The following is a 24,180-nucleotide window of genomic DNA, read 5'->3' as shown; positions in this document are numbered from 1 at the left end:
CAGCGCAGATTCAAACGGTGCGCCGCAGGCTCAGCACACCGCCCATTGATCGCGCCCGGCGGTCTTGGCGGCATACAGCGCCAGATCGGCCTGGCTCAACAGCACGTCCAGTCCTGCCGCCGGGGTCACGCTCACCGCGCCCATGCAGAACCGCACCGGCTGTTCTGCGGGCAAGCCAGGGATCTGGATCGCCGCCACCGCAGTGCGCAACCGCGCGAACACCGCCGGAATTTCGTCCGCACCGCAGCCCGGCAGCACCAGCAGGAATTCTTCGCCGCCCAGCCGTCCCAGGCGATCCTGGGCGCGCAATGCCAGCAGCGAGGCATTGGCCAGCGCGGTGAGCACCGCATCGCCGCTGGCATGGCCGTGCACATCGTTGATCAGCTTGAAGTGATCCAGGTCGATCAGCGCCAGCATGCAGGGCGTGTGGGTGCGCAGGGCATGGTCGATCTGTTGCTGCGCTTCGGCGCGGATGGCGCGTCGGTTCGGCAGGCCGGTGAGTTCATCGCGCATGGCCAGCCGCGAGAGTTGTCGGCGATGGCGTGCGACAAACGCCAGCACGATCAACGCACCCACCAGCAGCAGGCACGCAGCGCACAGCGCGATCCACAAGGCGCGCTGACCGGCTTCGCGCGCCTGCAATGCCAGCTGCGCGGTTTCGCTGCGTCTGCGCAGCTCGGCATTTTCCGCCTCGCGCCGCGCGTCTTCATAGCGGGCCTGCAGCCGCAGCATCACCGTGTCGCGCTGGCGGTCAAGATTCTGCGCGCGCAGCGCGTTGGCGCGCTGCAGCTCCTGGTAGGCCTCGGCATAACGCCCTTCCACCGCCAGCGCCTGAGCGATGGCATCGACCAACTCCGCACGCCCGCTCAAGGTCAGGTTCGGGTCGTCGGCCGCTTTGGCCGCGACGATCGCGCTGCCCAGGCTGGACGACTGCAGCGCGGTCAGGGCCTGCAACAGGATGGCGTGGCAGGCGGCCACCCGGCCGATATTGCCCTGCGCCTGCATCAACGGCAGCGCCTCGCGCGCCATCGCCAGCGCCGCTGCGGCATCGCCGGTCTTGATCAAGGCTTCGCTGGCGCTGGTCAGCGCTGCCGCCACGCCGGCCTGATCGTCCAGCTCGCGGCTGAGCGCCAGCGCGCGCCGGAAGTGCAGCAATGCGGCGGCGGGTTGCTGCACTGCCAGCGTGGCACCGTATTCGTATTCGATCAGGCTGCGCTGAAAGCGCGCTGGTTGGTCGTGCAGGCGCGCCAGGGCGCGCTGCAGGTAATCCTGCGCATCGTTGTCGTCGGCCACGCGGCCTGCGACGCGGCTGGCCAACGACCCCAGCTGGGTCAGGCCATCCAGCTCAACGCTGAGCAGGTGTTCGCGCACGGCGCATTGGTAGCTGGTCTGCGCGGCGCTCCAGGCCTCGTCGCTGCTGCCGGAGGCCAGCATGCTCCACATGTCGACCGCTTCTATTTCGCACAACAGATCGCTGCGCCGCAGTGCGCGCGCCTGCTGACGTAAGCCATTCAGCCGCGCCACCATGCTGCGATTGGGGTTTCCGCGCACGTCGCTGAGCGCCTGCACGATGTCCAGCCACAACTGCGCCTGCGCCACATTGCCATGCAATTGGTCCAGCAGGCCGTGGGCCTCGGTGAGCGCGGCCAGGCGCGCCTCGCTGTCTTCCAGCGAGATCAACACGCGCGACTGCGCCAACAGCGCCCAGAACTGCGCATCGCGGTCGCCATCGACGCGGGCCTGTTGCAGCGCACGCTTGGACATCTGCAACGCCCGCATCGGGTCGTCGAGCGTGGCCAATTCAATGGTTTTCCAGGGTTGCGGCTGCGCCCAGGCCACAACGCCGAACGACAACAACAAGCACGCAGCGAGCAGGCGGCGCCAGACCATCGCAGGCATGCTCATTGACGTATCACGGGGAGGGTGGACCACACTGCATGCGCACGCTCTCCACGGCACTGCACCTGACCTGGCCGGGGCTAGCTGTTTGCTGCGGCATCTGAAGGCACTCCCGTGGTCGGACAGCGGTGGAATCGCGTGAGCTGCACGGCAATGCGCGCGCTCGATGTCGTACGGCTGCAAGGATGACCGGCGGACACGGCAGACGCCGTGATCGCTTTTGATGGTCGAGCCCGTTATCGGCCGGGATGCGCAAGTCTTGAATCAGCTGGATGACGCAGTTGGGCGCGCGCGGTGGCCGGCAGGCCGAGCGGGCAGGCGTTCGGCGCCCGGGATGCAACGGCGTTGCGAGTGGGCGCGCTGTTGGTTTGCGACGCGCAGTCCCAGGTGGCCGTCCTGCCAGCGCTGCGTGCCTGCAAGCGCTGCGTGGGCCGCAGTGGATGTGGGACGAGCGCTTGGGATCGATGCGGGCTTGCTGCCGCACGCGATGGCGATGGCGATGGCGATGCCGATGCCATACCCGGCGCCACGGTCTGGCGACGATGGCCACGCCACAGCACGCGGCCTTCCGCCGCTTGGCAGCCACATGACGGACGCCACGGCGCGGCCACGTAAACTCCGGCACGGCAGCTGCCACCCCTGATCGTCTGGAGACGCCGTGACCTTGCCCCTGCCCCGCCTGCTCACCCTGATCGCCATCGCGCTGCTGTCGGCCTGCGCCACCCAGGCGCCGCGTGCGCCGCAGCGCTCGCCGGAGGCGGTCAAGGCCGATATCGCACGGCGCCTGCCGGCCAACCTGCCCGATCGCAGCGGCTGGGCCAACGATGTGTATGTCGCGCTATCGTCGCAGGCACTGGACACCAGCGCCGAGCACATCTGCGCCGTGCTGGCGGTGACCGAGCAGGAATCGACTTACCAGGCAAACCCCGCGGTGCCCAACCTGGGCAAGATCTCGCGCGCGGAAATCGACCGCCGCGCCAGCGCACACCACATCCCGGCTTTCATGGTCGATGCCGCCCTGCGCATCACTTCGCCGGATGGCCGCAGTTACGCCACCCGTATCGCCGCGGCGCGTACCGAGCAGGAACTGAGCCGCATCTTCGAAGACTTCACCGGCAGCGTGCCGCTGGGCGCGCGCCTGTTCGACGGGCTCAATCCGGTGCATACCGCCGGGCCGATGCAGGTGAGCATCGCTTTTGCAGAACAACATGCAGCGCGCTACCCGTATCCGCCCGACAGCTCGGTCCGCCACGAGGTGTTCAGCCGCCGTGGCGGGCTGTGGTTCGGCACCACCCATCTGCTGGGCTACCCCGCCACCTACGATGCGCTGCTGTATCGCTTCGCCGACTTCAACGCCGGTTGGTATGCCAGCCGCAATGCCGCGTTTCAGGCCGCACTGAGCAAGGCCAGCGGCATTGCGCTCGCACTGGACGGCGACCTGCTCACGCCCGGCGCCAGCCTGGAGTCACCCGGTGGCACCGAGCGCGCGGTGCGCTCGCTGGGCAGCCAGCTGGCGATGAGCGACCGCCAGATCCGCAGTGCGCTGGAAGCCGGCAACACGCTGGAGTTCGAACAAAGCGCCCTGTATCGCCAGGTGTTCGCGCTGGCCGATCGCAGCGCCGGCAAGGCCTTGCCGCGCGCGGTGCTGCCGGGCATCACCCTGGACAGCCCCAAGATCACCCGCACGCTCACCACCGCCTGGTTTGCGCAACGGGTCAACGAGCGTTGGACGCGCTGCATGAGTAAGTAAGCGACTGATTTGCCGCGCTGCGCGCAGTGCCTGCGCTGCGCACCGGCATCTCATTCCCCACTTAGAGCAGCTAACAAAACTACTGTGCAGCCGCCAGGCGGGCGCGGCCGGTGCTCGGAATCCTCATGTACCACCCGTACACTCCGGTTCCTCCGCGCCGTCCACACCCACCTGACGACTGCTCGCTACGTTTTGTTAGCCGCTCTTAGGCGACTGCTCAACACATCGCCGACAACAGGACCATCTTCCACCTTGCCATCGCGACCGCGTTGATAGTTGATGCCGACCCGACAGGCTGCAGGGTGCATCTCCCAGACCCAGCCAGACAGGGCACGCCCCGTGTCTGGCGGCGAGCGCAGCGGCATGTTCATGCGCAGCCCGTCGTCCTGGCCTCGGTCCAGTGTGCACATGACGGTGCCGGCGCCGTCGTCTTCAGCGTCGGGGTCGACGTCGTCCACATGGGTGATGGTGGCGATAATCGCTTCGGCATTCACCCGTTGCTGTAACGCGCGTGGAAGATCGGCAAGCGGCGGCGCAGCGCGTCCATCGGATGGCTCCTCGACAAATGCATCGCTCAACCTCACCTTGCGAAAGTAATACTCGCTGCGGCCCAGCGTGTTCGAGCCATCCATGGCCGTTGCCATGTCTGCCAGCTCGTCGGCGCGCAGCAGGAACATGTCGGTCCCCGAGCGCATGACCACCAGCTGCGAATCGTTGGCATCGCTCCCACTCGAGTCGGGCCGCAACCGGATGTCCAGCGTCACGTGTTCGTCGCCCATCTCGGTATGCGTCACCGCATAGCGGCCCGCATACGCACGTACATTGGTGCGTGCAAGACTGCGATGATCGATTTTCCAGAACAGCAGGCGATACTGGCCGTTGGGCTCGAGCGCCAGCATGCGATGCCAGTCGATGTAAGACGACAGGTACACGTCGTGCAGGTCGTTGCTGGACTGTGTCTCGTTGAAGATGCCCTCGAACAGAGAGCGCTGCTCTGCGGGCAATGCGTCGCCATTGGTCGTCGGTGCATCGGCGACAGTTGCAGGGCCGTCGACAGCATCGCGAAGCCGGGCGTGCAGCGCCAACGCATCGACCTTGTTGACCCGCAACATCTGCATCGAAAACAGCATCTGATCGATCTCGTAGACCTCGCCCGCAGCGAGCGGGCCGCACTCTTTGCGCGCGGCGGCAAGCAGATCGGAGGGGATCAGGGAGTCACAGAATTCCGCCTCGCACAGGGACTGGTTGAAGAAGTCGTCCAGGCTCCAGCTCAGGTCAGCGGCGGCTTTGGAGACCGGGTCCAGGTAGACCACGTCTTCGTCGGTGGCGGTCAGCTTGCGGTAGTACAGCAGCGCGCCGAAGGGGGTGAGCGCGATCGGAATACGCCGCACCGCATCGGATGGCGAGACGATCCAGCGATCCAGCACCAGTTGCCATTGCCGGGGGTCGATCAGCGCGAGTTGCATGTCGCCATAGTGCCCCAGTCCTTTTTGGCGCCAGAGTTCAAGCAGGCTGGCAGGCAGCACCGGCGCATAGGCGGCAATCAGATCCGCGGGGGCAGGCTGCGTCTTGCGCGGCGGGTGTGCCTTGATAAAGGGGGACAGTGCCAAGCGGCGGAACCATGACATCAGAAGGCCTCCAGTCAACGTTTCATGCGGTCAGTAAGAGCAGCGAACAAAACGACTGTGCTCACCGCCAGACGGGCGCGGCCGGTGCTCGGTGTGGCATGGTCCACGCGTACACTCCGGTTCTGAGCGCGCCATCCGCACCCATCTGACGACTGCTCGCTACGTTTCGTTAGCCGCTCTAAACCCAGATCGTGCCGCATGGTCCTGTGTGGACGCCGAGAAGCGTAGTGCATAGCGTGACATTCCCGTCGTCAGTGGCTGGCCGATCACCGGCGTGCGTGCGGTCCACGGGTGTGATCTGCCTCGATGGGCATCGAGCTCGACGAACCTCATCGGTCACGCTGTGGCGGTGCCGGACCGGGCGACCTGCTCGGCAACCGCTCGATCACAGGTCCGCCCCGCGTCGGCCACGCCCACTCGGTCGCCCAAACGCGCGCGGCCTGCCGCCGTCGACAACGGCGCAGACACGACTTCTGGCAGAGGCACCCGGCCCACGTGGCGGGTAGCATCGGACGGTCGCGCCGACCGCATTGCGCGCTCCTTTCGTCCCGGAGAGTCCTACATGCCTACCCCGTTGCCGATGCGGCAGCTGTTCGCCGCCCTCGCCCTGGCCGTCCTGCCGGTCATCGCCAGTGCGCAGGCACCCAGCGTCACCGAGGCCGACTATGCGCGCGCCGAACGTCTGATCGGCTACCTCACCCAGCCATTGGTCGATCACACGGCCTCACGCATCGACTGGCTGGACGCCACCCACCTGGTCTATGTCGACCACGATGCCAAGGGCGACCGGCTGCTGCAGCTGGATACCGCCACCGGCAAGACCGCACCGATCTTCAAACAGTCCGCGCTGGTCGCTTCGCTTAACACGCTATTGAAGACCGGCAACAAACCGCTCAAGGCCGACACCTTCGCGCCGGTGGTCAAGGTCACAGCCGATGGTCGTTACCGCCTCAATGTGCGCGATACCGCCGTGATCTGCGATGCGCGTGCGCGGTGCAGCAAACTGTACGCCAAGGACAAACCGGAACCTGGCGTGTTGTCGCCAGACAAGCGCAGTGAAGCCTTCATTCGCGACTGGAACCTGTGGGTACGCGATCTGGCCAGCGGCCAGGAAACCCAACTCACCCGCGATGGCGTGGAAAATTTCGGCTACGCCACCGACAACGCCGGCTGGCAGCACAGCGATCGCGCCATCGTTGCGTGGTCGCCGGACTCGCGCAAAATAGCGACATTCCAGCAGGATCAGCGCAAGACCGGGGACATGTATCTGGTCAGCACCAAGCTCGGTCATCCCGAGCTGCAGGCATGGAAATACCCGCTGGCCGGCGACAAGGACGTGACCATGATCGAGCGCGTCATCATCGATGTGCCATCGCGCAACGTGGTGCGTTTGAAGATGCCGCCGGACCAACACCGCTCCACCTTGTGCGATGACGTCAGCTGCGACGGCGCCTGGGACGATGCGAAATGGGCACCCGACAGCAAGACGCTGGCATTCGCCTCCACTTCGCGTTTCCACAAGCAGACCTGGTTCCGTATTGCCGATGCCGCCACCGGCGAGGTCCGCACCGCGTTCGACGAAACCGCCAAGACCTATTACGAAAGTGGGCAGGTGGCCGCCAACTGGGCGTATCTGCCCGGCAACGATGAGGCAGTGTGGTTTTCCGAACGCAGCGATTGGGGTCAGCTGTTTCTCTACGACCTGCGCACCGGCAAGCCCAAGCACGCCATCACCACTGGCGAAGGCAACGTCACCGAGCTATTGCGCGTAGACCCGGCGACACGCACCGCCTGGTTCATGGCAGTCGGCCGTTCGCCGGGCGTGGACCCGTATTACCAGCAGCTGTGGAAGGTGAGCCTGGATGGCGGCGCGCCGGTATTGCTGACGCCGGAAGTGGCCGACCACAGCGTCGTGCTATCGCCCGATGGCGCGCGCTTTGTCGATACCTATTCCACTTCGCTGACGCCACCGGTCACGCTGCTGCGCGACGCCGCCGATGGCCGCAGCATCAGCACGATAGCCACTGCCGACATCACCCGCCTCAAGGCCGCCGGCTGGGTGCCACCGGAGCCGATCACGGTCAAGGCGCGCGATGGCAAGACCACGCTGTACGGGTTGATGTTCAAGCCCAGCAACTTCGACGCCAGCCGCAAGTATCCGGTCATCGATTACATCTACCCCGGCCCGCAGACCGGCTCGGTCCGCGGTCGCCGGTTCTATGCCGGCCATGGCGACAATCAATCGCTGGCCGAACTCGGTTTCATCGTCATCGCCATCGACGGCATGGGTACGCCGTGGCGCTCCAAGAGCTTCCACGACACCTGGTACGCCGACATGGGCGACAACACCCTGCCCGACCAGGTGGCCGGACTGAAGGAACTGGGGCAGCGCTACCCGTGGATGGACCTCAACCGTGTCGGCATCTGGGGGCACTCCGGCGGCGGCAACGCCTCCACCGGCGCGATGCTGCGCTACCCCGACTTCTTCAAGGTGGCGTGGTCGGAAAGCGGCAACCACGACAACCGCGGCTACGAAGACGACTGGGCGGAGAAGTATCACGGCGAGCACATCGTCAACAAAGACGGCACCTCCAACTACGACGACCAGGCCAATGCTACGCATGCCAGCAAGCTCAAAGGCAGGCTGATGCTGGTGCACGGCACCCTGGACGACAACGTGCCGCCGTATCTCACCCTGCTGGTGGCCGATGCGCTGATCAAGGCCAACAAGAACTTCGACATGCTGATGCTGCCCAACGCCAAACACGGCTACGGCGAGATGACCCCATATGTCACCCGCCGCCGCTGGGATTATTTCGTGCAATACCTGCTCGGTGCCACGCCGCCGGCGCAGTACCAGATGAAGCCGATGCCGTAGAAGTGAGTGGTGCTGGACACGGCATCGTCGACCATCGACGGTGCCGTGCTGCCAAAGCAATTAAAGGGGGGAGTGCACAGAAAGCGGTGATGCAGCTGCTTGCTCCGTCGTGCAGCAGCTGTCTAATGCGCAACACGAGATTCCCAATGCACCCGAGCATCGCTCGCACAAACCTGCAAAGCCCCAAAAACGTAGGAGCGGCCCCGGCCGCGATGCCTTACCCGTAGACCCGCAAACCCAGCAACACGGCAGCGCGAAAGATTGCAGGCGCAATGCGCAAGGCAGTTAACGCATCAAGCTTCACGCACCACCACAGCAAGCGCTCTTGATAACGCGTCCCATCAGGCAACACCTGGTGGGACGCCAACCGATTACTTCGCCGTCGCACCACCCAGCTGCTTGCTCAAGAACGCCAGCAAGCGCGTGTAGTACTCGCGTCGATGCGCTTCGGTGTAGAAGCCGTGGCCCTCGTTGGGGAAGTACAGCGACTCCACCGGCACGCCGGCGCCTTTCAACGCGCGCTCCATGGCCTTGGTATGTTCGATCGGCGCGCGCTCGTCCTTGCCGCCGGCCGCCAGAAACACCGGCACCTTGATCTGCCGTGCCAGGGTTACCGGCGAGCGCGCAGCCAAGGTGTCGCGTGCGCCCAGCCAATCGACCGTCCAGTTCTTGGCCCAACGCGCGGAGCGCCCGGTATCGCGCGCCATCATGTCCAGATCGTAGACACCCACATAACCGGCCGCGCAGCGATACAGCGCCGGCTCCTTGGCCACGCCCATCAGCGCTGCATAGCCGCCGTAGCTTGCGCCATAGATGCAGATGCGCGATGCGTCGGCAATGCCTTCGCCGATGGCCCAGCGGGTGGCATCGGTGACATCGTCCTGCATGCGTCCGCCCCACTCCCTGGCACCGGCCTGGGTAAACGCGTAGCCATAGTTGGCCGAGCCGCGGTAGTTGACACGCAGCACCGCGTAACCGGCTGCCGCCAGCAACTGGGTGTCGTCATCGAAATCCCACTTGTCGAAGATCCCGAACGGGCCGCCATGCGGCATCACGATCAACGGGAGCGGCTTGCCGGCTTGCGCATGCAATGGCTGGGTCAGGTAGCCATGCAGCACCAAGCCATCGCGCGCCTTGAAGCTCACCTGCCTGGTCGCCGGCACTCCATCGGGCGGAAACCACTCACGACGGCTGAACACACGGTCGGCCTTCTTGCTGACCGTGTCGAACAGATAGTAATCACCGTTGTTACGATCGCTCCACACATACACCAGCACCATGCGGCGGTCGCTGGTGGCTGAGGTGATGTAGACCGCGTTGCCGTCGAAGGCCTTTTCCAGGCTGCGATACAACTTGGCGGTGGGCGCTGTTTCGTCGAAGAAGCGATTGCGCACGCGATCGCTCATATACGACGCACCGATCGGCGTGGTGCCGTCCAGATCGCGCAGGATGTGGTACGGGTCCACGGTATCGTCGTGCAGGAGTGGGGTTGCCTTGCTGGTTGCCGGGTCCCACGCCACCAGCACATCGGTGCCGGTGGCCTGCTCCACCTGCAGATAAGCGCGACTGCCATCAGCGGAAAAACCCAGCGGGAATTCGCGATGCTTGCTGGTGGCCGCATCGTTGATCAGCCGCCACGGTGCGTCGTCGTTGTCGCGGTAATACAGCTTGCTGATGTTGCTGATGTCCAGGCCGTTGGCAAAGCGGATCCGCCCTTGCTGGTCGGTCACAAACCCTGCCCGACGGACCGGCGAGGTCGCCACGGTCGTGCGCCGACCGGTCTGGATATCCAGCTTGTCGATGCGGACGTTGGGATCGCCCACGAACGGAACCGCCGACACCAGGATGTTGCGCGCGTCGCCCGGCAAGGTGTCCAGCATGTAGGTGGCCGGGTCCAGGTCCATCTTCAACTGCGCGCCGTTGATATCCGGATTGGTGCCGTACGGGCTGGCCAACAGGCGACCGTTCTTGCCGTCGGCATCGATGGCATGCAGCTGGCCGATGGCCACCGGCTCGTCGCGCGAGCCCAGCCGCTGCGCCATCGAAACCACGATGCGCTCATCGCTGGCCCACCAGAAATCGTCCACCACGCTGTTGACGCCGCCGGTGACCTTGGCCGTGGCCACCTTGTCCTGCCGCCGCACGATGCCCAGCACGGTGCGGTCTTCCAGCGGCATGGTCAGTGCGAGATAGGCACCGGACGGCGAGATCTTGATCCGCTCGAACTGGTCGCTCTTGAGATATGGCGCCAGATCCACGGTTTCCGGCGCGCTCTGCGCGACTCCCGGGCTTGCCACTCCCCATGCCAGCACACTCAGCACGCCTGTCATCCAACCACGCATATCGCCCCCACGACCTGTCCTTGAGAGGTCCATGGTGGCAAACGACCGCCGCCGCGTCCATGGCCCCATCAGCGCAATCGGTGATGCTGCAGACGTGCGACTGGCTGGCCTACTGCGCTCTAACCTACTGCGGGCGATGCCGCAAGCGGCCTAAACGCATGCTCCGCATCAACCGACAGACGGCGGCCGCTTGCCGAGCAAGCCGATGCGTCGGAACCACATTTCCAACGGCACCGTCACCAACGGCGGCAGCGCGGCCAGCAGGCTTAGCGCCCAGGCCCACCACGGCCAACGCAGCCGCAGTGCGGCAAGCACGCTCACCACCACGTAGAAGAGAAAGGCGCCGCCGTGCAGGCGACCGAACAGCCACACCACCACCTCGGTGGTTTGTGTGCCGTACTTGAGCACCATGCCGAGCAACAGCCCGGCCCAGGTCACGCCTTCGATCAAGGCGGCAACCGCAAACAGCCGACCCATCGGCGACAACGCAGCAGCAGAACGCATGCAACACTCCAGTGGCTACTCAAGGATTGCCGCGACGCGATGGCGGCGACGACGCCCGCTGGCAGCGCCAGTTTACAGGCAAGACCAAGTGAACCGGCGCGTGGCGCTGCCAGTACACGTCCCGCGCTTGCTGATGGTTGCGGCACGCACGCAGCGTCCTACGGCTCGGCGCATTCAAGCGCATCCCGGCGATAATGCCGGCACCGCCGTCCTGAAGCCTCACACCATGCGCATCGCTCTGCTGTTGTTACTGTTGCTCGCGTTACTTCCCGCGACGGCACTGGCACGAAAGGTGCACGATGGCGACCTGCTATTCGTCACCGCAGCGCGCAGCGGCCTGAGCGGCGCCATCGACGACGCCACCGCCACACAGGGCGAACGCAGCTTCGACCATGTCGCGCTGGTGGCACATGCCGGCGATACCGAGGTGGTACTGCATGCCGACGAACAAGGCTCGCGCGAGCAACCGCTGCAGGCGTTCATCGATGAGGCCACCGCCAAGCAGCGGCAGATCGTCGTATACCGGCTCACTCCCGCGCATCGCCCCGCCATTGCCGACGCCATCGCGCAGGCGCGGCGCATGCTCGGCAAACCGTACAACCAGACCTACGTGCAGGACGACAACAGTTACTACTGCTCGGACTTCATCGAGCGCGCCTTCCGCGCACATCAGGTGTTTGCGCTGCAACCGATGAACTTCAAAAACCTGCAGACCGGCAACGTGTCGCCGTACTGGACCGACTTCTATCGCAGCAGAGGCATGGCCGTGCCGCAGGGCCTGCCCGGCACCAATCCGAACGATATGGCCAAGGCGGCGGCGTTGCGCTTGGTTGGTCCGTTGAACTGAAGGCATGTTTTCCCGCGGTTTTAGCTGGTTGGGAGCGCTACGCCGTTCGATCATCGAAGACTTTGGACCCAGGCGGGTTGTGCGGTGCCAGGTACCTATCGCTTCTTTCAGGTCGACTGACATCATCGATATCTACACGCGTCCAACGCGACAGAGCAGGTACGCGCGGTTCGCCGCGTCTCCTCGTCTAGATGTCATCTGCACTACTGCAACAACATTGCGCTCTAGCGCCACACAGGAGGCTGTCTTGAATAAGCTGTTATCAGCAGGATTGGGAATATTGCTTCTGGCTGGCTGCGGCAAGGCACCAGCACCACCGCCAACACCGGCTACTGCAGCGACGCCACAGCCAACGGTGTCAGCGCGTACGCCCGCTCACGCACCCGGTAGCCAGCGTGGCGAGGGCCAACCGTATGAACTCGCCGACACGCAGGTCTGGGACGTGCCCGATCCGGCGACAGGTCGCACCTACCAGGTCTTCGTCGCCCTGCCACGTGGCTATGCGGACAATCCGCAGCGCCGCTACCCGGTGCTGTATGCCACCGATGGCGACTATGCATTTCCACTGGTCAAGCAGATCACGCGTCGCTTGAACGGCGAAGGTCCAGCCATCGAGGATTTCATTCTGGTTGGGCTGTCCTACGCAGTCGGCGACGAGCCCATGCCGAGCCGCAGACGCGATTACACGCCCACACCGGAAGATGGCCCAACCGCAGCGCCCGTTGCCACCCACGGCAAGAGCGCCGACTACATCCGCTACCTGCGCGATCGCGTGCTGCCGTTCGTTGCCAACCGCTACCGAACCGACGAACAGCGCCGTCTGTATCTGGGGCATTCGTACGGTGGCCTGCTGGGCACGCAGATCTTGTTGAGCACACCGGACATGTTTGCCGGCTACATCCTGGGCAGCCCATCGTACTGGTACGGCGAGCACGCGATGGTGGCGCAGGAAAAAAGCTTTGCGGCCTCGCATACCGACCTGCCGGCACAGGTGTACATGTACGTCGGCGAGTACGAGCAGGTGCGCTATCACCAGAATTACGACATGGTCATCGACGCACAGCACATGGCACAGGCACTGCGCGCGCGACACTATCCGTCGTTGCAGGTCGAGCTGGACGTTCTCAATGACGAGGACCACCTGACCATCGGGCCACGCGGCGCCACCCACGGCTTGAAGGCCTTGCTCGGGATAAAGACTTCTGATCGGAGCGAGCGGTGAAACATCGGGTGATGGCTGGATGCAATGTCCCGATGTCGCTACGGGCAATTGCGCTGCTGGCACTCGCACCGTGTTCGCTGATGGCCGCAACGCCAACACTGCCGGGCGCAGGGTTCGAGGTCGAGCGCTATCACGTGCAACTCCGCCCGGATCTCTCCACCACCGCACTCTCCGGAACACAGCGCATCAGCCTACGCAGCACCTCCGACCACCTCACCCAGCTGACCTTGATGCCCCCCACTTCCGGCACATGGCGCAAATGCAACAGCGCTTATACATTTGATTCATGAGCGCAGCATCTCCAACCCTAGGCACCCTGGTCCGTCACCTGATTGAGCTGCTCGATGGCGATCTGGAAGCGGTCTACGCCGCTGCAGGGCTGGACTGGCGGCCACGCTACACACCCGTCCTGCGCGTCCTGCTGCGATCAGGGCCGCTGCCTATCAAGGCTCTAGCGCAGGAGATCGGCATCACCCACTCCGCTGCCAGCCAGACCGTGGCGCAGATGACCAAGCAACGGCTCACCGTGTTGAAGCCAGGTGCCGACGCGCGCGAACGCATCGTGGCACTGACGCCGAAAGCAAAAAAGATGGTGCCTGCGTTGCAACAGCAATGGGCCGCGACCAACGCAGCCGCCGCACAGCTCGATCAGGAACTGTCCGTTGCGCTCTCCGCTGTCCTTGCTGAAGCCATCGCCGCGTTGCAGCACCGCTCATTCGCGACCCGTATCGCAGCTGCCTCAGACGCGTCATTCCGTTCGACCACCCGCTAGCAACCACCCCACAGGACGTCACCCATGCACGCACCCACGCCATCGGTTGCCAGTAGCGCAGTGGCCACGCACAGCCAAACGCCCCACCGGATCGCGCTGGGCGAGCGCAAATTTCTGCATCCCGGCCGCCTACGCTGGCTGCGAGCGATTGCCTGGGCGGTCCTGCTGCTGGTGGTGGTCGCCACGCTGGCGCCCATGGCCGGCAGAGGCATCGGCAGCCTGCTGCCCAAGGACTCCGGCCCCCTGCAACTGGTCGCCGGCCTGATCGGCGTCGCGGTTGGATTGGCGGTCTACGTGTTGGCGGTGCACCTGGCCGAAGGGCGACGCGCCAGCGAGCTTGCGCTGCGCCCGATGCTGCCGCAGCTGACCATCGGCTTGGTCATCGGCGCGGCCATGTTCGCCACGGTCATGGGCATCATGGCGCTGTTCGGGCTGTACGACATACAAGCGCTGGGCCCGGCGCCAGCCTGGACGGCGGTGCGCAAGGCCTTGCAGGCCGGGGTGATCGAAGAGCTGTTGTTCCGCGCCATCTTTCTGCGCCTGGTATGGCGCGCGTTCGGCCCGTGGGTGGCGTTCGCCGCCTCTGCTGCACTGTTCGGCTTCGGCCATATCGCCAACCCGCATGCAACGGCGTTTGCGGCGATTTGCATCGCACTGGAAGCCGGCATCCTGCTCGGCGCGTTCTATGCCTTGACCGGCCGCATCTGGATGTCGATCGGCGTGCATATCGCCTGGAACTTTACCCAGGGCTATCTGTTTGGTGCAGCGGTTTCCGGAACCGACATGGGCCCGGCCATCGCCCGCAGCACGGCCCGTCCCGGATTTCCCGAATGGCTCACCGGCGGCGCCTTCGGCCCGGAGGCTTCGCTGCCCGGCGTGCTGATCTGCCTGGCGGTGGGTCTGGGGATGTTGTGGATGGCGTGGCGCGCGGGCAGCTTTGCAAAGCAACCCTGACCCGTCTTGGCGATGGCAACGCGCTGTCGCGTCTGCATGGTCGGGCAGCGTCATGGTGCACCCACCGCATCGCCGTTCCACAGCGGCACGACCACCCCGGCATGCATCGCGCACCGCGTGATGCCACACGTCAGGCAAGGTCTCACGCCTGGACGCCAGCACACATCGCCATGGCGCCGCCTTGCCATCGCGCAGACATCCGGCCTCCTAGGCTCTGAGCACCAACAACCTGATGCGCGCCTGCTGGCTCTACGTTGGAGTCCGTCGGCACGCCCTTGCAGAGGTGCACATGGCGTTGATCCACTCCATTTTGATGAGCGCCGTCGCCGGCATGCGCTCGATGACCCCACTGGCTGCAGTGGCCAACGCTGCACGCACCGGCAAGCTTCCTGCCGACAACGGCGCACCGGCGTTGCTTGCCAATCCCCTGGCATCGGCTGGCATGCTGGCACTGGCCGGCGGCGAGCTGGCCGGCGACAAGATGAAAACCGCCCCGGACCGCATCGTGTTACCCGGCATGATTGCCCGTATCGCCACAGGCGTCATCGTCGGCACCGCACTGGCACCGCGCGAACAACGTGGCATTGCGGCATTGCTCGGCGCCACAACGGCGGTTGCCGCGGCCTATCTCACCTTCAATGCGCGCATGCGTGCGATCGAACGCTATGGCCAGACTAGTACCGGTGTTGTCGAAGACGCCATCGCGGTGGGTGCGGCGACGTTGATCATTCGGGATGCAGCCAAGCGTTAGTCCAACCGGGCAGTTGCGTCTCAACCACCGCGCCCATGCGCTGCATGCAGATCCAGCACCGGCCCCATCGGCACGATAGCGGTCGGGTTGATGCTGTCGTGACTTTGGTAGTAATGCCCCTTGATGTGCTGAAAATTCACGGTGTCTGCAATACCGGGCATCTGATAGAGCTCGCGCAGAAATCCCGACAACTGCGGATAGTCGGCAATCCGTCGTAGATTGCATTTGAAGTGACCGACATACACCGCATCAAACCGGATCAGTGTCGTGAACAGCCGCCAATCTGCCTCGGTGAGCGTGGCACCGCAGAGATAGCGTTGCTCACCCAGGCGCGCCTCCAGCCAGTCAAGTGTCTCGAACAGCGGCACCACCGCTTCTTCGTAGGCAGCCTGGGTGGTGGCAAAGCCGGCCTTGTACACGCCGTTATTGACGGTGTCGTAGATGCGCGCGTTGAGCGCATCGATCTGCTCGCGCAACGGGGCCGGATAAAAATCGCCTTCGGCCGCACCAACTTCATCGAAGGCGCTATTGAACATGCGGATGATATCGGCTGACTCGTTGCTCACCACCGTGTTGCGCTCGCGATCCCACAACACCGGCACGGTCACGCGCCCGGAGTAATGCGGGTCGGCCTTGAGATACACCTCGTACAGGCGCGTGGCGTGGTGAATCGGATCGGCCACCACACCCGGGCCTGGATCGAACGTCCAGCCCTGGTCGCGCATCAACCAATTCACTACCGACACATCGATCAGCGGCTCCAATCCCTTGAGGCGGCGAAAGATCAAAGCGCGATGCGCCCACGGGCACGCCAGCGACACATACAGGTGATAACGCCCCGCTGCCGCCTGAAATCCACCGCCCCCATGCGGCCCCGCTGCGCCGTCGCACGTCACCCAATTGCGAAATTGCGATTGCGAACGCTCAAAGCGCCCATCGCTCTTATCGGTGTCATACCAACGGTCTTGCCACTTGCCATCGACCAGCAGGCCCATGGTGTTTCCTTGCACTGCAGAACAGGCAAGCACCGTAGCCCAGCCATGTTGGAAAACACGTGAGCGGGCCAGCGATTACGGGGAGTGTGCTTACCGCGCAAGTCGCTTCAGCAGGTCGCAGCGCGCTGCCTGCTAGCGCGCGATCACGGAGCGGCTGCAGGTGGCCACTGTTGCGCTTAGCGACACTTGGCGCGAGCAGATGGCTTTGGCAACAGAACTCTCGCAGAGCACACGCATCAGGTGTCCGGGGCATCTGGCACACCCTCCGACCCGTCGATTGGCGCCACGGCCCCACAATCGGCGAAAATGCCCAGGCGGCGGCCCGAGGCTGGTCGCCAGCCGGCAGCCCGCTGTCGTCCTCACCTGCGTCCCTTTGTGCATTCCCGGCTGCCCGCCGTCCTTGCCACGGCCTGTGCCGCTTCTTTCGGATCTACCTTGAACACCACGACCCCCGCACCCCCGCCCACCGACGACCTGCCCCTGACCGACCGCCTGCGCGCCGCGCTGGATCTGCTGGAGGCGATCGAGGCCGACCGCAGCGTGCTCGACGCGTTGCCCGAGGCCGACCGCGTGCGCCTGCACCAGGTGGTGGCCAAGGTCTATCACCCCGAGCCGAAGGCGCGCCGGCAGCTGCTCAAGCAGCGCGAGCGCGAGCGGCATCAGGAGAAGGTGCGTAAGGCAGAGGCCCTGCTCGAACAACGTGGTATCCGTGCGTTGCGGCGCAAGCCGGTGTTCAGCACACCGAACGTCTTCCCGCCGCACGCCGCTGGCCTGCACGACGCTCACAACGGCGAGAACGCATCCGAGACGCCGGAGCCGATGCATTCGCCCGAGCTGCGTCACTGCTATGTGTGCAAACAGAAGTTCACCCAGCTGCATCACTTCTACGATCAGATGTGCCCGGCCTGTGCCGAGCTCAATTTCTTCAAGCGCACCGAAACCGCCGACCTGCGCGGCCGCGTGGCGTTGCTCACCGGCGGACGGGTCAAGATCGGATATCAGGCCGGCTTGAAGTTGTTGCGCGCCGGTGCCGAGCTCATCGTCACCACGCGCTTCCCGCGCGATTCGGCCGCGCGCTACGCGGAAGAACCCGATTTTGCGCAGTGGGGTCATCGCCTGCAGGTATTTGGCCTGGATCTGCGCCACACGCCCAGTGTCGAGGCGTTCTGCAGCCAGTTGCTGGCCACACGCGAGCGGCTGGATTTCATCATCAACAACGCCTGCCAGACCGTGCGCCGCCCGCCGCAGTTCTACGCGCACATGATGGCCAACGAAACCGCCGCACTGGATGCACTGCCGGACACCGTGCAAAAGCTCGTTGGCCATTACGAAGGCCTGCGCACGCCCGAGCTATTGCGCGAAGCTTCGGCTACCGCGCTGCCGGCCGTGCACGGACGCGGCCTGGCCGATGCCGATGGCCTCACCCGCGCCGCCGAGCTGTCGCAGGTGGCGCTGCTGGACGACGAGCTGGTCGGGCAGGAGCACCTGTTCCCGGAAGGCCGTCTCGATCAGGATCTGCAGCAGGTCGATCTGCGCGGCCGCAACTCCTGGCGCCTGCTGATGGCCGAAGTACCGTCGGTCGAGCTGCTGGAAACGCAACTGGTCAACGCCATCGCGCCCTTCATCATCAACGCGCGGCTCAAGCCGCTGATGCTGCGCACGCCCGAGCGCGACAAACACATCGTCAATGTCTCGGCGATGGAAGGGCAGTTCTACCGCAACTTCAAGACCACCCGTCACCCGCATACCAACATGGCCAAGGCCGCGTTGAACATGATGACGCGCACCTCGGCCGCCGATTATCAAAACGACGGCATCCACATGAACAGCGTGGACACTGGCTGGGTCACTGATGAAGATCCGGCCGACATCGCCGCGCTCAAGGTGCAGCAGGAACGCTTCCACCCGCCACTGGACATCGTCGACGGCGCCGCCCGCATCGTCGACCCGATCATCCACGGCGCCAACACCGGCGAGCATGTGTGGGGGCAGTTTTTGAAGGATTACGCGCCGACGGATTGGTGAGTGGTGGCAATACAGGCACGCGTCGCAGTGATGCGATGCGTGCCGGCGAGTCATGTTCGCCAACATCGTTTGGAAGCGAGCGCGCTTGCGGTTTCTGCTATTGCGCATCCACCGTAATAGGGCGGAGAGCACTGCCGCCGTGACTGCACCCAGCCTTTGCGCCTGCGTCGCATCGGCCACGTCGCGTGTCTATCGCGCACAGATGGTGCCGGCATCCAGACGGGCGCGATGTCCCAAACCAACGCCGCAATCGGATGTGTGCAGCGCCGGTGCAGGCGTCGCCATTGCGCTGCCGCCCAGAATCGAACTGCATCGCTTGCATCGTGCCGGCAATGCTCAGCGTCGCAGCCGCAACGCATCCTTATTGGCCTGTGCGCTCGCAAGCACATTGGCGGCGGCGATGACCTCATGCAGCTGCTGCCGGAACGCATCAACCTGCTCGGCAGGCACCTCGCCTTCAAAGCTGCCTCGGTCGAAGACTGGCCTGGCTTGCATGAAAAACCCGTCCCGTCCTTGAACGACGAAATTGAAGCACGCCAACCACCGTGGATCGGGATTGCTCGACAACTCGACCATCAGCTTGCTACTGGAGCGCCCTGTACTGCCGGGCGCGACGGAGACGGCTCGCGCCGTGATCTGGTTCCCACTATTCATGCCGCATGATCGGGCTCGACCTGTCGCAGTACCGTGATCCGCAGAACCGCGCAGAGCGCAAGCCCAGGTGATCGCAGGCACTTCACGACAGCGTCACTCGCGCCAGAGCGCAGGCTACATGGCCATTTTCATGCGCAGCGCATCAATAGCGCAGCGCCTCCGCCGTGGGTGCAACCGGCGCAAACCGCGCATTGCTGAAGTCATGCAGCAGCCGAACCACCTGCTCGCCGTCCTCCGGATAGCGCCGAAAATCGCTTTTGCACAGCCGATACAGGCCGCCGCCACGCGCAAACACCAGGTCGCCACCGTCCCAATCGGCCCAGTCGGTGCCGGGCAAGTCCGCCAGCACGGCACCATCGCGATCCAGCACGCGGTGATCCAGCGCATACCACGCATCGTTCTGACGCCCCACGGCATGCAGCAGCGATTGCAGCCGACGCCCGCCACCGCCGTCCTTCTCCCACACGCGCGGGCGCGTGAAGCGGTAGAGCACCCCGCTCCGCAGGCCGCCCCGCTCCCCCTCACCGACGTCGATCACACGCCAACCATCGCGCTGCCGCAGCACGCTGTCGATCGGCTCGTCTTCGCCACCGCCAGACCATTGCCCGAATGGCCGTACCGTCATCGTGTGCTTCAGCTGAAAGCCTGTCGGTAGCGGAAACGGCTCGCGACCTTCCTGCGGGCGATGATTCAGCAGCAACGTCTGCTCATCTTCGAACGCACCGCCGCCGCCCCAGGCATCGCCCTTGGGCCAAAGCGCCAACGCCGTCAGAAACGGCGGGCGCGACAATGCCGTCCAGGTGCCGAAATCGCCTTTATGCTTGGCCGCGAAATACACCAGCAACCGCCCCGACGGCGACAGATCGCAACGCCGCTCGTAGATGCGGCCCTTGAACCACTGCCCGTGCTCGAAGGTGTCGGTGGCGCGATCCCAGCGGATGAGCTGCACCTGCTTGCTGGGCCCACGCCGAAAGATCACGCCGGTGCGCGCCTCTCGCGCCAACAGCGCGTAGAGCCGTGTGCGCGAAGCCAGGCGATCCTGGTGGTGGGATTTCGGGTCCATGCGAGTGCCTCCGTGCTGCCTATCCTACGCAACCGTGCGACACCTGCGCCGCCCCTGTCCCACCCGCGGCCAGGGATCGCCCAGGGTTCCAGCGCAACGCAGCGCCTGCAGCGGCCGCCTGGCCGACCTGCCCACCCGCGCCCGCAGCTGATGCGGCAAAGCCTTGTCGCGCGTTTAGCATTGCTGCGTGCATCCTTGCTCGCAGACGCCTCGCCCCGTCGCCAGACGCAAGGAGCCGCTTCTGATCACGCTCTCACGCCGCAAGCTTCTCGAGGCCGGTCTCATGGCCCTGGCCACCTCCACATTGCTCGGTGCCTGCACACCACAGGACACCGCCCTGCAGACACGCTGGACCCTGTGGCAGGCGAAATGGCGCTGGATGGAAGCCATCGCCCGCAAGCGCGACTGGCAGGTGACGCATCTACTGATCGCCCCGCCTGCGACCGAACGTCAGCTGCTGTCGCTCGAACGCCGTCACCACATGCCGATCCCGACACAGCTGCGTCGCGTGCTGCGCGAGCTGTCGGCAGAGGTGAGCTTCGGCTGGTACGTGCCCTCGCACCTGCGCGCGATGGAGCAGCAAGACCTGCCGTCCATGAGCTGCAACCGCGACGCGGTGTGGAGCCTGACCCACATCGACACGATGGCCCTGCCCGTGTTTCTGGACTGGAAGCAGGAGCTGGCCGATCGCGACCTGTCCGAGGCACCTAACAGCCCTGCACTGTGGGAACACCAGTTCGCCTTCTACACCCTCATCAACGGCGACTGGCTGACCATCGACACCACGCACCCGGATCCCACCAGGCAACCGGTGCGCTATTTTTCGCACGAGCTGGAAATGCTGCACGGCCTGGCGCTGGCCCCGGATTTCTTCAGCTTCATCACCCAGATGTCGGCGTTGGGCATGGCCGGCACCGAATGGGCCTCGTGGATGCGCTTCGGCAATGGCCAGAAAAACGACACTTTCTACCTGGATGCCGGCAGCGAGGGCGCCAAGGCGTGGCTTGCCTGGCTGGAGCGCGACCCCGCACAGCCCGACAACGACACACCGCCAGTACCGGTAGTGGAGCGCAGTGCAGCCGATCGCGCATTGCTGGACGCAGCACGCGCCAATTCGCTCGTCGGTATCGAGGCGGCATTGCTGGCAGGCGCCATGCCCGATTGCACGCCGGACAGCGACTGGCTGAGCGAGCACATCGCGTCCGATCAGGAATTTTCCACCGCCATCAATTACGCCACCCGGCACGACAACACGGCCATGATCGCGCGCCTACTCAAGGCCGGCGCAACGCTCAACACACGGTTGCTACCGCTCAATACGGCGGTCAAACACAGCATGCTGGCCACCGTGCGCTGGCTCATCGCCAACGGCGCACGCGTCAACGGCTGGACCAATCAGCGCTATTGGCCGTTGCACGATCTGGTGGTCACCCGCGGCCCGATCGCCGCAATGACCCGCGCCCAATACCGTCAGCACCTGGTCGACAGCATCAGCATCGGCAGCCTCGACTCGCTGGATGCCATGATCGTCCACGCCAAGGATGCACAGACCCGCGAGCGCTATCGCGCCGCCAAGCATGCCCTGCAGCAAGCCAGCAAGGAGGCGGTGAAAGACGTGGACAGCAAGCTGCGTAACCACCTCAGCCTGCATGACTATCTGGACATGCTGGAAGCACTGCTGGATGCCGGCGCCGACCCCGACGCACGCTGGGACAACAGCACCACCATGCTCGACTGGGGCGGCGTCGCCACCGCACGTGTGCTGTTGGCGCACGGCGCCGATCCCAACGCGCGCGACATCCACGGCACCACTCCGCTGCACACCGCCAGCACCGGCGAGAAAGTGCGTGTGCTGGTTGCCGGCGGCGCCGACATCAACGCGCAGGCCATCGCACAGAAGCGCGACGACTCGCTGCACTACACTCCGCTGCAATCGGCACTGCTGTCCCACACGCTCGACGCCGATAGCCCCATCACCGCGCTGCTGGAACTGGGTGCGGACGCTACTCGCACCGCAGCCGATGGGCGTTCGTCGCTGGCCTATTGTTTCCAGCCAGACTTGGTCCGCCTGATCATGGCCAAAGGCCTGGACCCGCTCGCCCTGCAACCGGGCCAGCAAACCCTGTTGCACAACCTCACCTCCCATCACTGGTTACCGCGCCACACGTTTCCAAAGGAAGTGGCCTTTCTCGACTTTCTGCTGAGCCTGGGCATCGACATCAACGCCCGCGACGCCCGGGGCCGCACCCTGCTGCACTACGCCGCCGAACAGGAAAGCAATGACGAGAGCGCGCCCAATTACGCGCTCGTGGTGGCCAGGGGTGCCGACAAGACCATCAAAGACAACGACGGCAAGCGCGCCGTCGACCTGTTTGCCGCCTCGTTGCAGACGGTGCGGGCGGCATTGCGGTGAGCGTCATGCGGTGACCATTACCGGAGCCAGACATCACGCATCAGCCAGCGCGCACCGGCGTTCCCTTGATGACTCAGCCGTCGAAGGCAACACGTCGGCAGCACCACCAGCCTCTCACTGGGCCGCCTAGCGTCCAGGCGCAGGTGCTTGTTGTGTCGCCTGCGATTGCGCTTGGTCGTAGGCCTGGACGGCGTTGTGCTGATCGGCGGTGTAAACACTCTGCCGCATATCAGGTGCTGGCGTGTTCGCGTCTACCTGTGCACGAAATCCTGGCGTCTTGCCAGAGACGAAGATGTGGTCGTCACTCAGAACGGCGCCGGCGAGCTGGTCAACCCGTTCCATACCCGCCTGCTTTGCGGCAATCATGACCTCGGCCACCTTGGTATCGGACACCGATGCAGGCAGCTGCCCACGCAACGTATTGAAATACGCACGGTCCGGATGCGTGTCTGGAAACCTGTCATGCGCCTGGTCCTGCAGGCGCGATACATCTTTGTTGATCCGGTCAACATCGCTGCTGGTCACAAGGTCCCGTTCGGGATCTCCCTGGGGGCGCGCCAGGCGTGGATCGTCGGGAAACAGCTGTCTGAGCCGCGGATCGTTCAGACCGGTCGCCAGATCGCCGTGACGCAGCGCGTCATAGGCCTGTCGCGCCAATGCATCCTGCCCGGAGGCCTGATCGCCGAGCCGGCGGCCGGCTTCGTTGTTCCATAGATCCATGCGATGTTCGTAGGGATCATTTGGATGGGCCGGCCCAATCTCGGCATCATCCCCAAACTTGCGTGCGATCCACTGCTGACCTAACGCAAGTTGGGTGACACGGCCACTGGTATACGCATGCCGAAAGGCATCGAGCTGATCGTTGTGCCCCTGTGACTGGAAACTGCCATCGGGACGCTTTGCCAACGTCGTGCCGCTCAGCTGTTCGTAGTGCCGATACACTTCCTGCTCAATCTCACGCTTTGCACCCTTTGGATCGGTGATATCGACCATGGCTTAGCCTCCCTGCGCAGCCTTTTGAAACTCGATAGGCCCTTGATAGCCCGGATACTTCTTCTTGATCAGGATGCGATCGGATGGCGTGACACAGCTATCTTCCAGGGAATTGGCCACATGCGCCTCGTCCACGAAGAACTCTTCATAAGGCAACGGCAGCACGGATGTCTCTCCGTCGCGATCGAACTTCAGCAACAGGCTGTCATCGCGCTCGAAGCACAGCGTCTTCCAAGGAAAATCGGTCAACTTGCCGGCTTCGACCACAGCCGAATCCTTGCCGGCCAGCAGCGTCACAACATGCTCGGAAAACTGTTTGTTTGAGATCGGCGGCTCGGTCATGGCGCATCCTGCAAAGGTGGCAACGACCACTGCGGCCGATGCCGAAACGTAAGAACGGAAGATAGCGAATGGCATACGGCGCGGCTCCTTCCTGCGGTAGAGCGATGTTTTACCAGAAGCGGCCAGCCGGCACAGCACCTCGCCTACC

At 64.6% G+C, this 24,180-nt stretch carries 18 protein-coding genes, 2 other RNA genes and 1 pseudogene; 12 read left to right on the top strand and 9 right to left on the bottom strand.

Annotated features, from left to right (window positions below):
• Positions 1-30: 30 nt before the first annotated feature.
• Positions 31-1,899 (bottom strand): diguanylate cyclase domain-containing protein, encoded by a 1,869-nt coding sequence (locus ACZZ0O_RS09255; RefSeq protein ID WP_463592430.1) that lies wholly within the window; start codon positions 1,897-1,899, stop codon positions 31-33.
• 658 nt (positions 1,900-2,557) lie between these two features.
• On the opposite strand from ACZZ0O_RS09255, the gene ACZZ0O_RS09250 reads away from it, so the two are divergent.
• Both ACZZ0O_RS09250 and ACZZ0O_RS09245 read left to right on the top strand, forming a co-directional pair.
• On the top strand, positions 2,558-3,649 hold the full coding sequence (locus ACZZ0O_RS09250; protein ID WP_463590611.1) for a DUF1615 domain-containing protein: 1,092 nt from the start codon (positions 2,558-2,560) through the stop codon (positions 3,647-3,649).
• 125 nt (positions 3,650-3,774) lie between these two features.
• A non-coding RNA gene (locus ACZZ0O_RS09245) (sX9 sRNA) lies at positions 3,775-3,850 on the top strand.
• 5 nt (positions 3,851-3,855) lie between these two features.
• On the opposite strand, the pseudogene ACZZ0O_RS09240 reads toward ACZZ0O_RS09245, so the two are convergent.
• Positions 3,856-5,277 (bottom strand): annotated as a pseudogene (locus tag ACZZ0O_RS09240) (GAD-like domain-containing protein); the annotation flags it as partial.
• 98 nt (positions 5,278-5,375) lie between these two features.
• On the opposite strand from ACZZ0O_RS09240, the gene ACZZ0O_RS09235 reads away from it, so the two are divergent.
• Both ACZZ0O_RS09235 and ACZZ0O_RS09230 read left to right on the top strand, forming a co-directional pair.
• A non-coding RNA gene (locus tag ACZZ0O_RS09235) (sX9 sRNA) lies at positions 5,376-5,452 on the top strand.
• 387 nt (positions 5,453-5,839) lie between these two features.
• On the top strand, positions 5,840-8,155 hold the full coding sequence (locus ACZZ0O_RS09230) for a S9 family peptidase (RefSeq protein ID WP_463590610.1): 2,316 nt from the start codon (positions 5,840-5,842) through the stop codon (positions 8,153-8,155).
• Between the two features lie 371 nt (positions 8,156-8,526).
• Here ACZZ0O_RS09230 and ACZZ0O_RS09225 read toward each other — a convergent pair whose 3' ends face one another.
• On the bottom strand, positions 8,527-10,497 hold the full coding sequence (locus ACZZ0O_RS09225; RefSeq protein ID WP_463590609.1) for an alpha/beta hydrolase family protein: 1,971 nt from the start codon (positions 10,495-10,497) through the stop codon (positions 8,527-8,529).
• Positions 10,498-10,665: 168 nt separating this feature from the next.
• Positions 10,666-11,001 (bottom strand): DUF3817 domain-containing protein, encoded by a 336-nt coding sequence (locus tag ACZZ0O_RS09220; protein WP_463590608.1) that lies wholly within the window; start codon positions 10,999-11,001, stop codon positions 10,666-10,668.
• 211 nt (positions 11,002-11,212) lie between these two features.
• Here ACZZ0O_RS09220 and ACZZ0O_RS09215 point away from each other — a divergent pair, with 211 nt between their 5' ends.
• The 6 genes from ACZZ0O_RS09215 to ACZZ0O_RS09190 all read left to right on the top strand — a co-directional run bounded on the left by ACZZ0O_RS09215 (position 11,213) and on the right by ACZZ0O_RS09190 (position 15,547).
• A complete protein-coding gene (locus ACZZ0O_RS09215) occupies positions 11,213-11,848 on the top strand; it encodes a YiiX/YebB-like N1pC/P60 family cysteine hydrolase (protein WP_463592429.1) in 636 nt (211 codons plus the stop codon).
• 277 nt (positions 11,849-12,125) lie between these two features.
• Complete coding sequence (locus ACZZ0O_RS09210; protein ID WP_463592428.1) at positions 12,126-13,070, top strand: alpha/beta hydrolase; 945 nt, start codon at positions 12,126-12,128, stop codon at positions 13,068-13,070.
• Complete coding sequence (locus tag ACZZ0O_RS09205; protein WP_463590607.1) at positions 13,067-13,360, top strand: hypothetical protein; 294 nt, start codon at positions 13,067-13,069, stop codon at positions 13,358-13,360. Before ACZZ0O_RS09210 ends, ACZZ0O_RS09205 begins: the two co-directional genes overlap by 4 nt.
• Positions 13,357-13,842 (top strand): MarR family winged helix-turn-helix transcriptional regulator, encoded by a 486-nt coding sequence (locus tag ACZZ0O_RS09200; protein ID WP_323514390.1) that lies wholly within the window; start codon positions 13,357-13,359, stop codon positions 13,840-13,842. The genes ACZZ0O_RS09205 and ACZZ0O_RS09200 overlap by 4 nt, the downstream gene beginning before the upstream one ends.
• A gap of 24 nt (positions 13,843-13,866) precedes the next feature.
• Positions 13,867-14,796 (top strand): lysostaphin resistance A-like protein, encoded by a 930-nt coding sequence (locus ACZZ0O_RS09195; protein WP_463590606.1) that lies wholly within the window; start codon positions 13,867-13,869, stop codon positions 14,794-14,796.
• Between the two features lie 289 nt (positions 14,797-15,085).
• Complete coding sequence (locus ACZZ0O_RS09190; protein WP_161963644.1) at positions 15,086-15,547, top strand: DUF4126 family protein; 462 nt, start codon at positions 15,086-15,088, stop codon at positions 15,545-15,547.
• Positions 15,548-15,567: 20 nt separating this feature from the next.
• Here ACZZ0O_RS09190 and ACZZ0O_RS09185 read toward each other — a convergent pair whose 3' ends face one another.
• Entirely contained in the window at positions 15,568-16,542 is a 975-nt protein-coding gene (locus ACZZ0O_RS09185) for a glutathione S-transferase family protein (protein ID WP_463590605.1), read from the bottom strand.
• Positions 16,543-16,977: 435 nt separating this feature from the next.
• On the opposite strand from ACZZ0O_RS09185, the gene ACZZ0O_RS09180 reads away from it, so the two are divergent.
• On the top strand, positions 16,978-18,567 hold the full coding sequence (locus ACZZ0O_RS09180) for an SDR family NAD(P)-dependent oxidoreductase (RefSeq protein ID WP_115561179.1): 1,590 nt from the start codon (positions 16,978-16,980) through the stop codon (positions 18,565-18,567).
• Between the two features lie 336 nt (positions 18,568-18,903).
• Here ACZZ0O_RS09180 and ACZZ0O_RS09175 read toward each other — a convergent pair whose 3' ends face one another.
• Together ACZZ0O_RS09175 and ACZZ0O_RS09170 are read right to left on the bottom strand one after the other, a co-directional pair.
• On the bottom strand, positions 18,904-19,221 hold the full coding sequence (locus ACZZ0O_RS09175; RefSeq protein ID WP_115512671.1) for a hypothetical protein: 318 nt from the start codon (positions 19,219-19,221) through the stop codon (positions 18,904-18,906).
• Between the two features lie 142 nt (positions 19,222-19,363).
• Positions 19,364-20,284, bottom strand: a complete 921-nt coding sequence (locus ACZZ0O_RS09170; RefSeq protein WP_463590604.1) for a hypothetical protein — start codon at positions 20,282-20,284, stop codon at positions 19,364-19,366.
• Between the two features lie 283 nt (positions 20,285-20,567).
• Between ACZZ0O_RS09170 and ACZZ0O_RS09165 the strand changes: the two genes are divergently transcribed.
• Positions 20,568-22,697 carry an ankyrin repeat domain-containing protein gene (locus ACZZ0O_RS09165; RefSeq protein ID WP_463590603.1) on the top strand — a complete coding sequence of 710 codons (2,130 nt, stop codon included), beginning with the start codon at positions 20,568-20,570 and terminating at the stop codon, positions 22,695-22,697.
• 126 nt (positions 22,698-22,823) lie between these two features.
• Here the strand turns inward: ACZZ0O_RS09165 and ACZZ0O_RS09160 are convergent, their stop codons facing one another.
• Both ACZZ0O_RS09160 and ACZZ0O_RS09155 read right to left on the bottom strand, forming a co-directional pair.
• Complete coding sequence (locus tag ACZZ0O_RS09160) at positions 22,824-23,690, bottom strand: DUF6973 domain-containing protein (RefSeq protein WP_463590602.1); 867 nt, start codon at positions 23,688-23,690, stop codon at positions 22,824-22,826.
• A 3-nt stretch (positions 23,691-23,693) separates the two neighbouring features.
• Complete coding sequence (locus ACZZ0O_RS09155) at positions 23,694-24,107, bottom strand: hypothetical protein (RefSeq protein ID WP_463590601.1); 414 nt, start codon at positions 24,105-24,107, stop codon at positions 23,694-23,696.
• Positions 24,108-24,180 lie beyond the last annotated feature (73 nt).

The sequence above is a fragment of the Xanthomonas sp. AC360 genome, from assembly GCF_979258225.1.
The sequence above is the reverse complement of the archived record's forward strand: the minus strand, read 5'-3'. Positions and strand labels throughout refer to the sequence as shown.

Coding starts and splice junctions, on each gene's coding strand:
- ACZZ0O_RS09255 (WP_463592430.1), bottom strand. CDS start 1,899: ATGCCTGCGATGGTCTGGCGCCGCCTGCTCGCTGCGTGCTTGTTGTTG.
- ACZZ0O_RS09230 (WP_463590610.1), top strand. CDS start 5,840: ATGCCTACCCCGTTGCCGATGCGGCAGCTGTTCGCCGCCCTCGCCCTG.
- ACZZ0O_RS09225 (WP_463590609.1), bottom strand. CDS start 10,497: ATGCGTGGTTGGATGACAGGCGTGCTGAGTGTGCTGGCATGGGGAGTG.
- ACZZ0O_RS09220 (WP_463590608.1), bottom strand. CDS start 11,001: ATGCGTTCTGCTGCTGCGTTGTCGCCGATGGGTCGGCTGTTTGCGGTT.
- ACZZ0O_RS09200 (WP_323514390.1), top strand. CDS start 13,357: ATGAGCGCAGCATCTCCAACCCTAGGCACCCTGGTCCGTCACCTGATT.
- ACZZ0O_RS09195 (WP_463590606.1), top strand. CDS start 13,867: ATGCACGCACCCACGCCATCGGTTGCCAGTAGCGCAGTGGCCACGCAC.
- ACZZ0O_RS09190 (WP_161963644.1), top strand. CDS start 15,086: ATGGCGTTGATCCACTCCATTTTGATGAGCGCCGTCGCCGGCATGCGC.
- ACZZ0O_RS09185 (WP_463590605.1), bottom strand. CDS start 16,542: ATGGGCCTGCTGGTCGATGGCAAGTGGCAAGACCGTTGGTATGACACC.
- ACZZ0O_RS09175 (WP_115512671.1), bottom strand. CDS start 19,221: ATGAATAGTGGGAACCAGATCACGGCGCGAGCCGTCTCCGTCGCGCCC.
- ACZZ0O_RS09170 (WP_463590604.1), bottom strand. CDS start 20,284: ATGGACCCGAAATCCCACCACCAGGATCGCCTGGCTTCGCGCACACGG.
- ACZZ0O_RS09165 (WP_463590603.1), top strand. CDS start 20,568: ATGGCCCTGGCCACCTCCACATTGCTCGGTGCCTGCACACCACAGGAC.
- ACZZ0O_RS09160 (WP_463590602.1), bottom strand. CDS start 23,690: ATGGTCGATATCACCGATCCAAAGGGTGCAAAGCGTGAGATTGAGCAG.
- ACZZ0O_RS09155 (WP_463590601.1), bottom strand. CDS start 24,107: ATGCCATTCGCTATCTTCCGTTCTTACGTTTCGGCATCGGCCGCAGTG.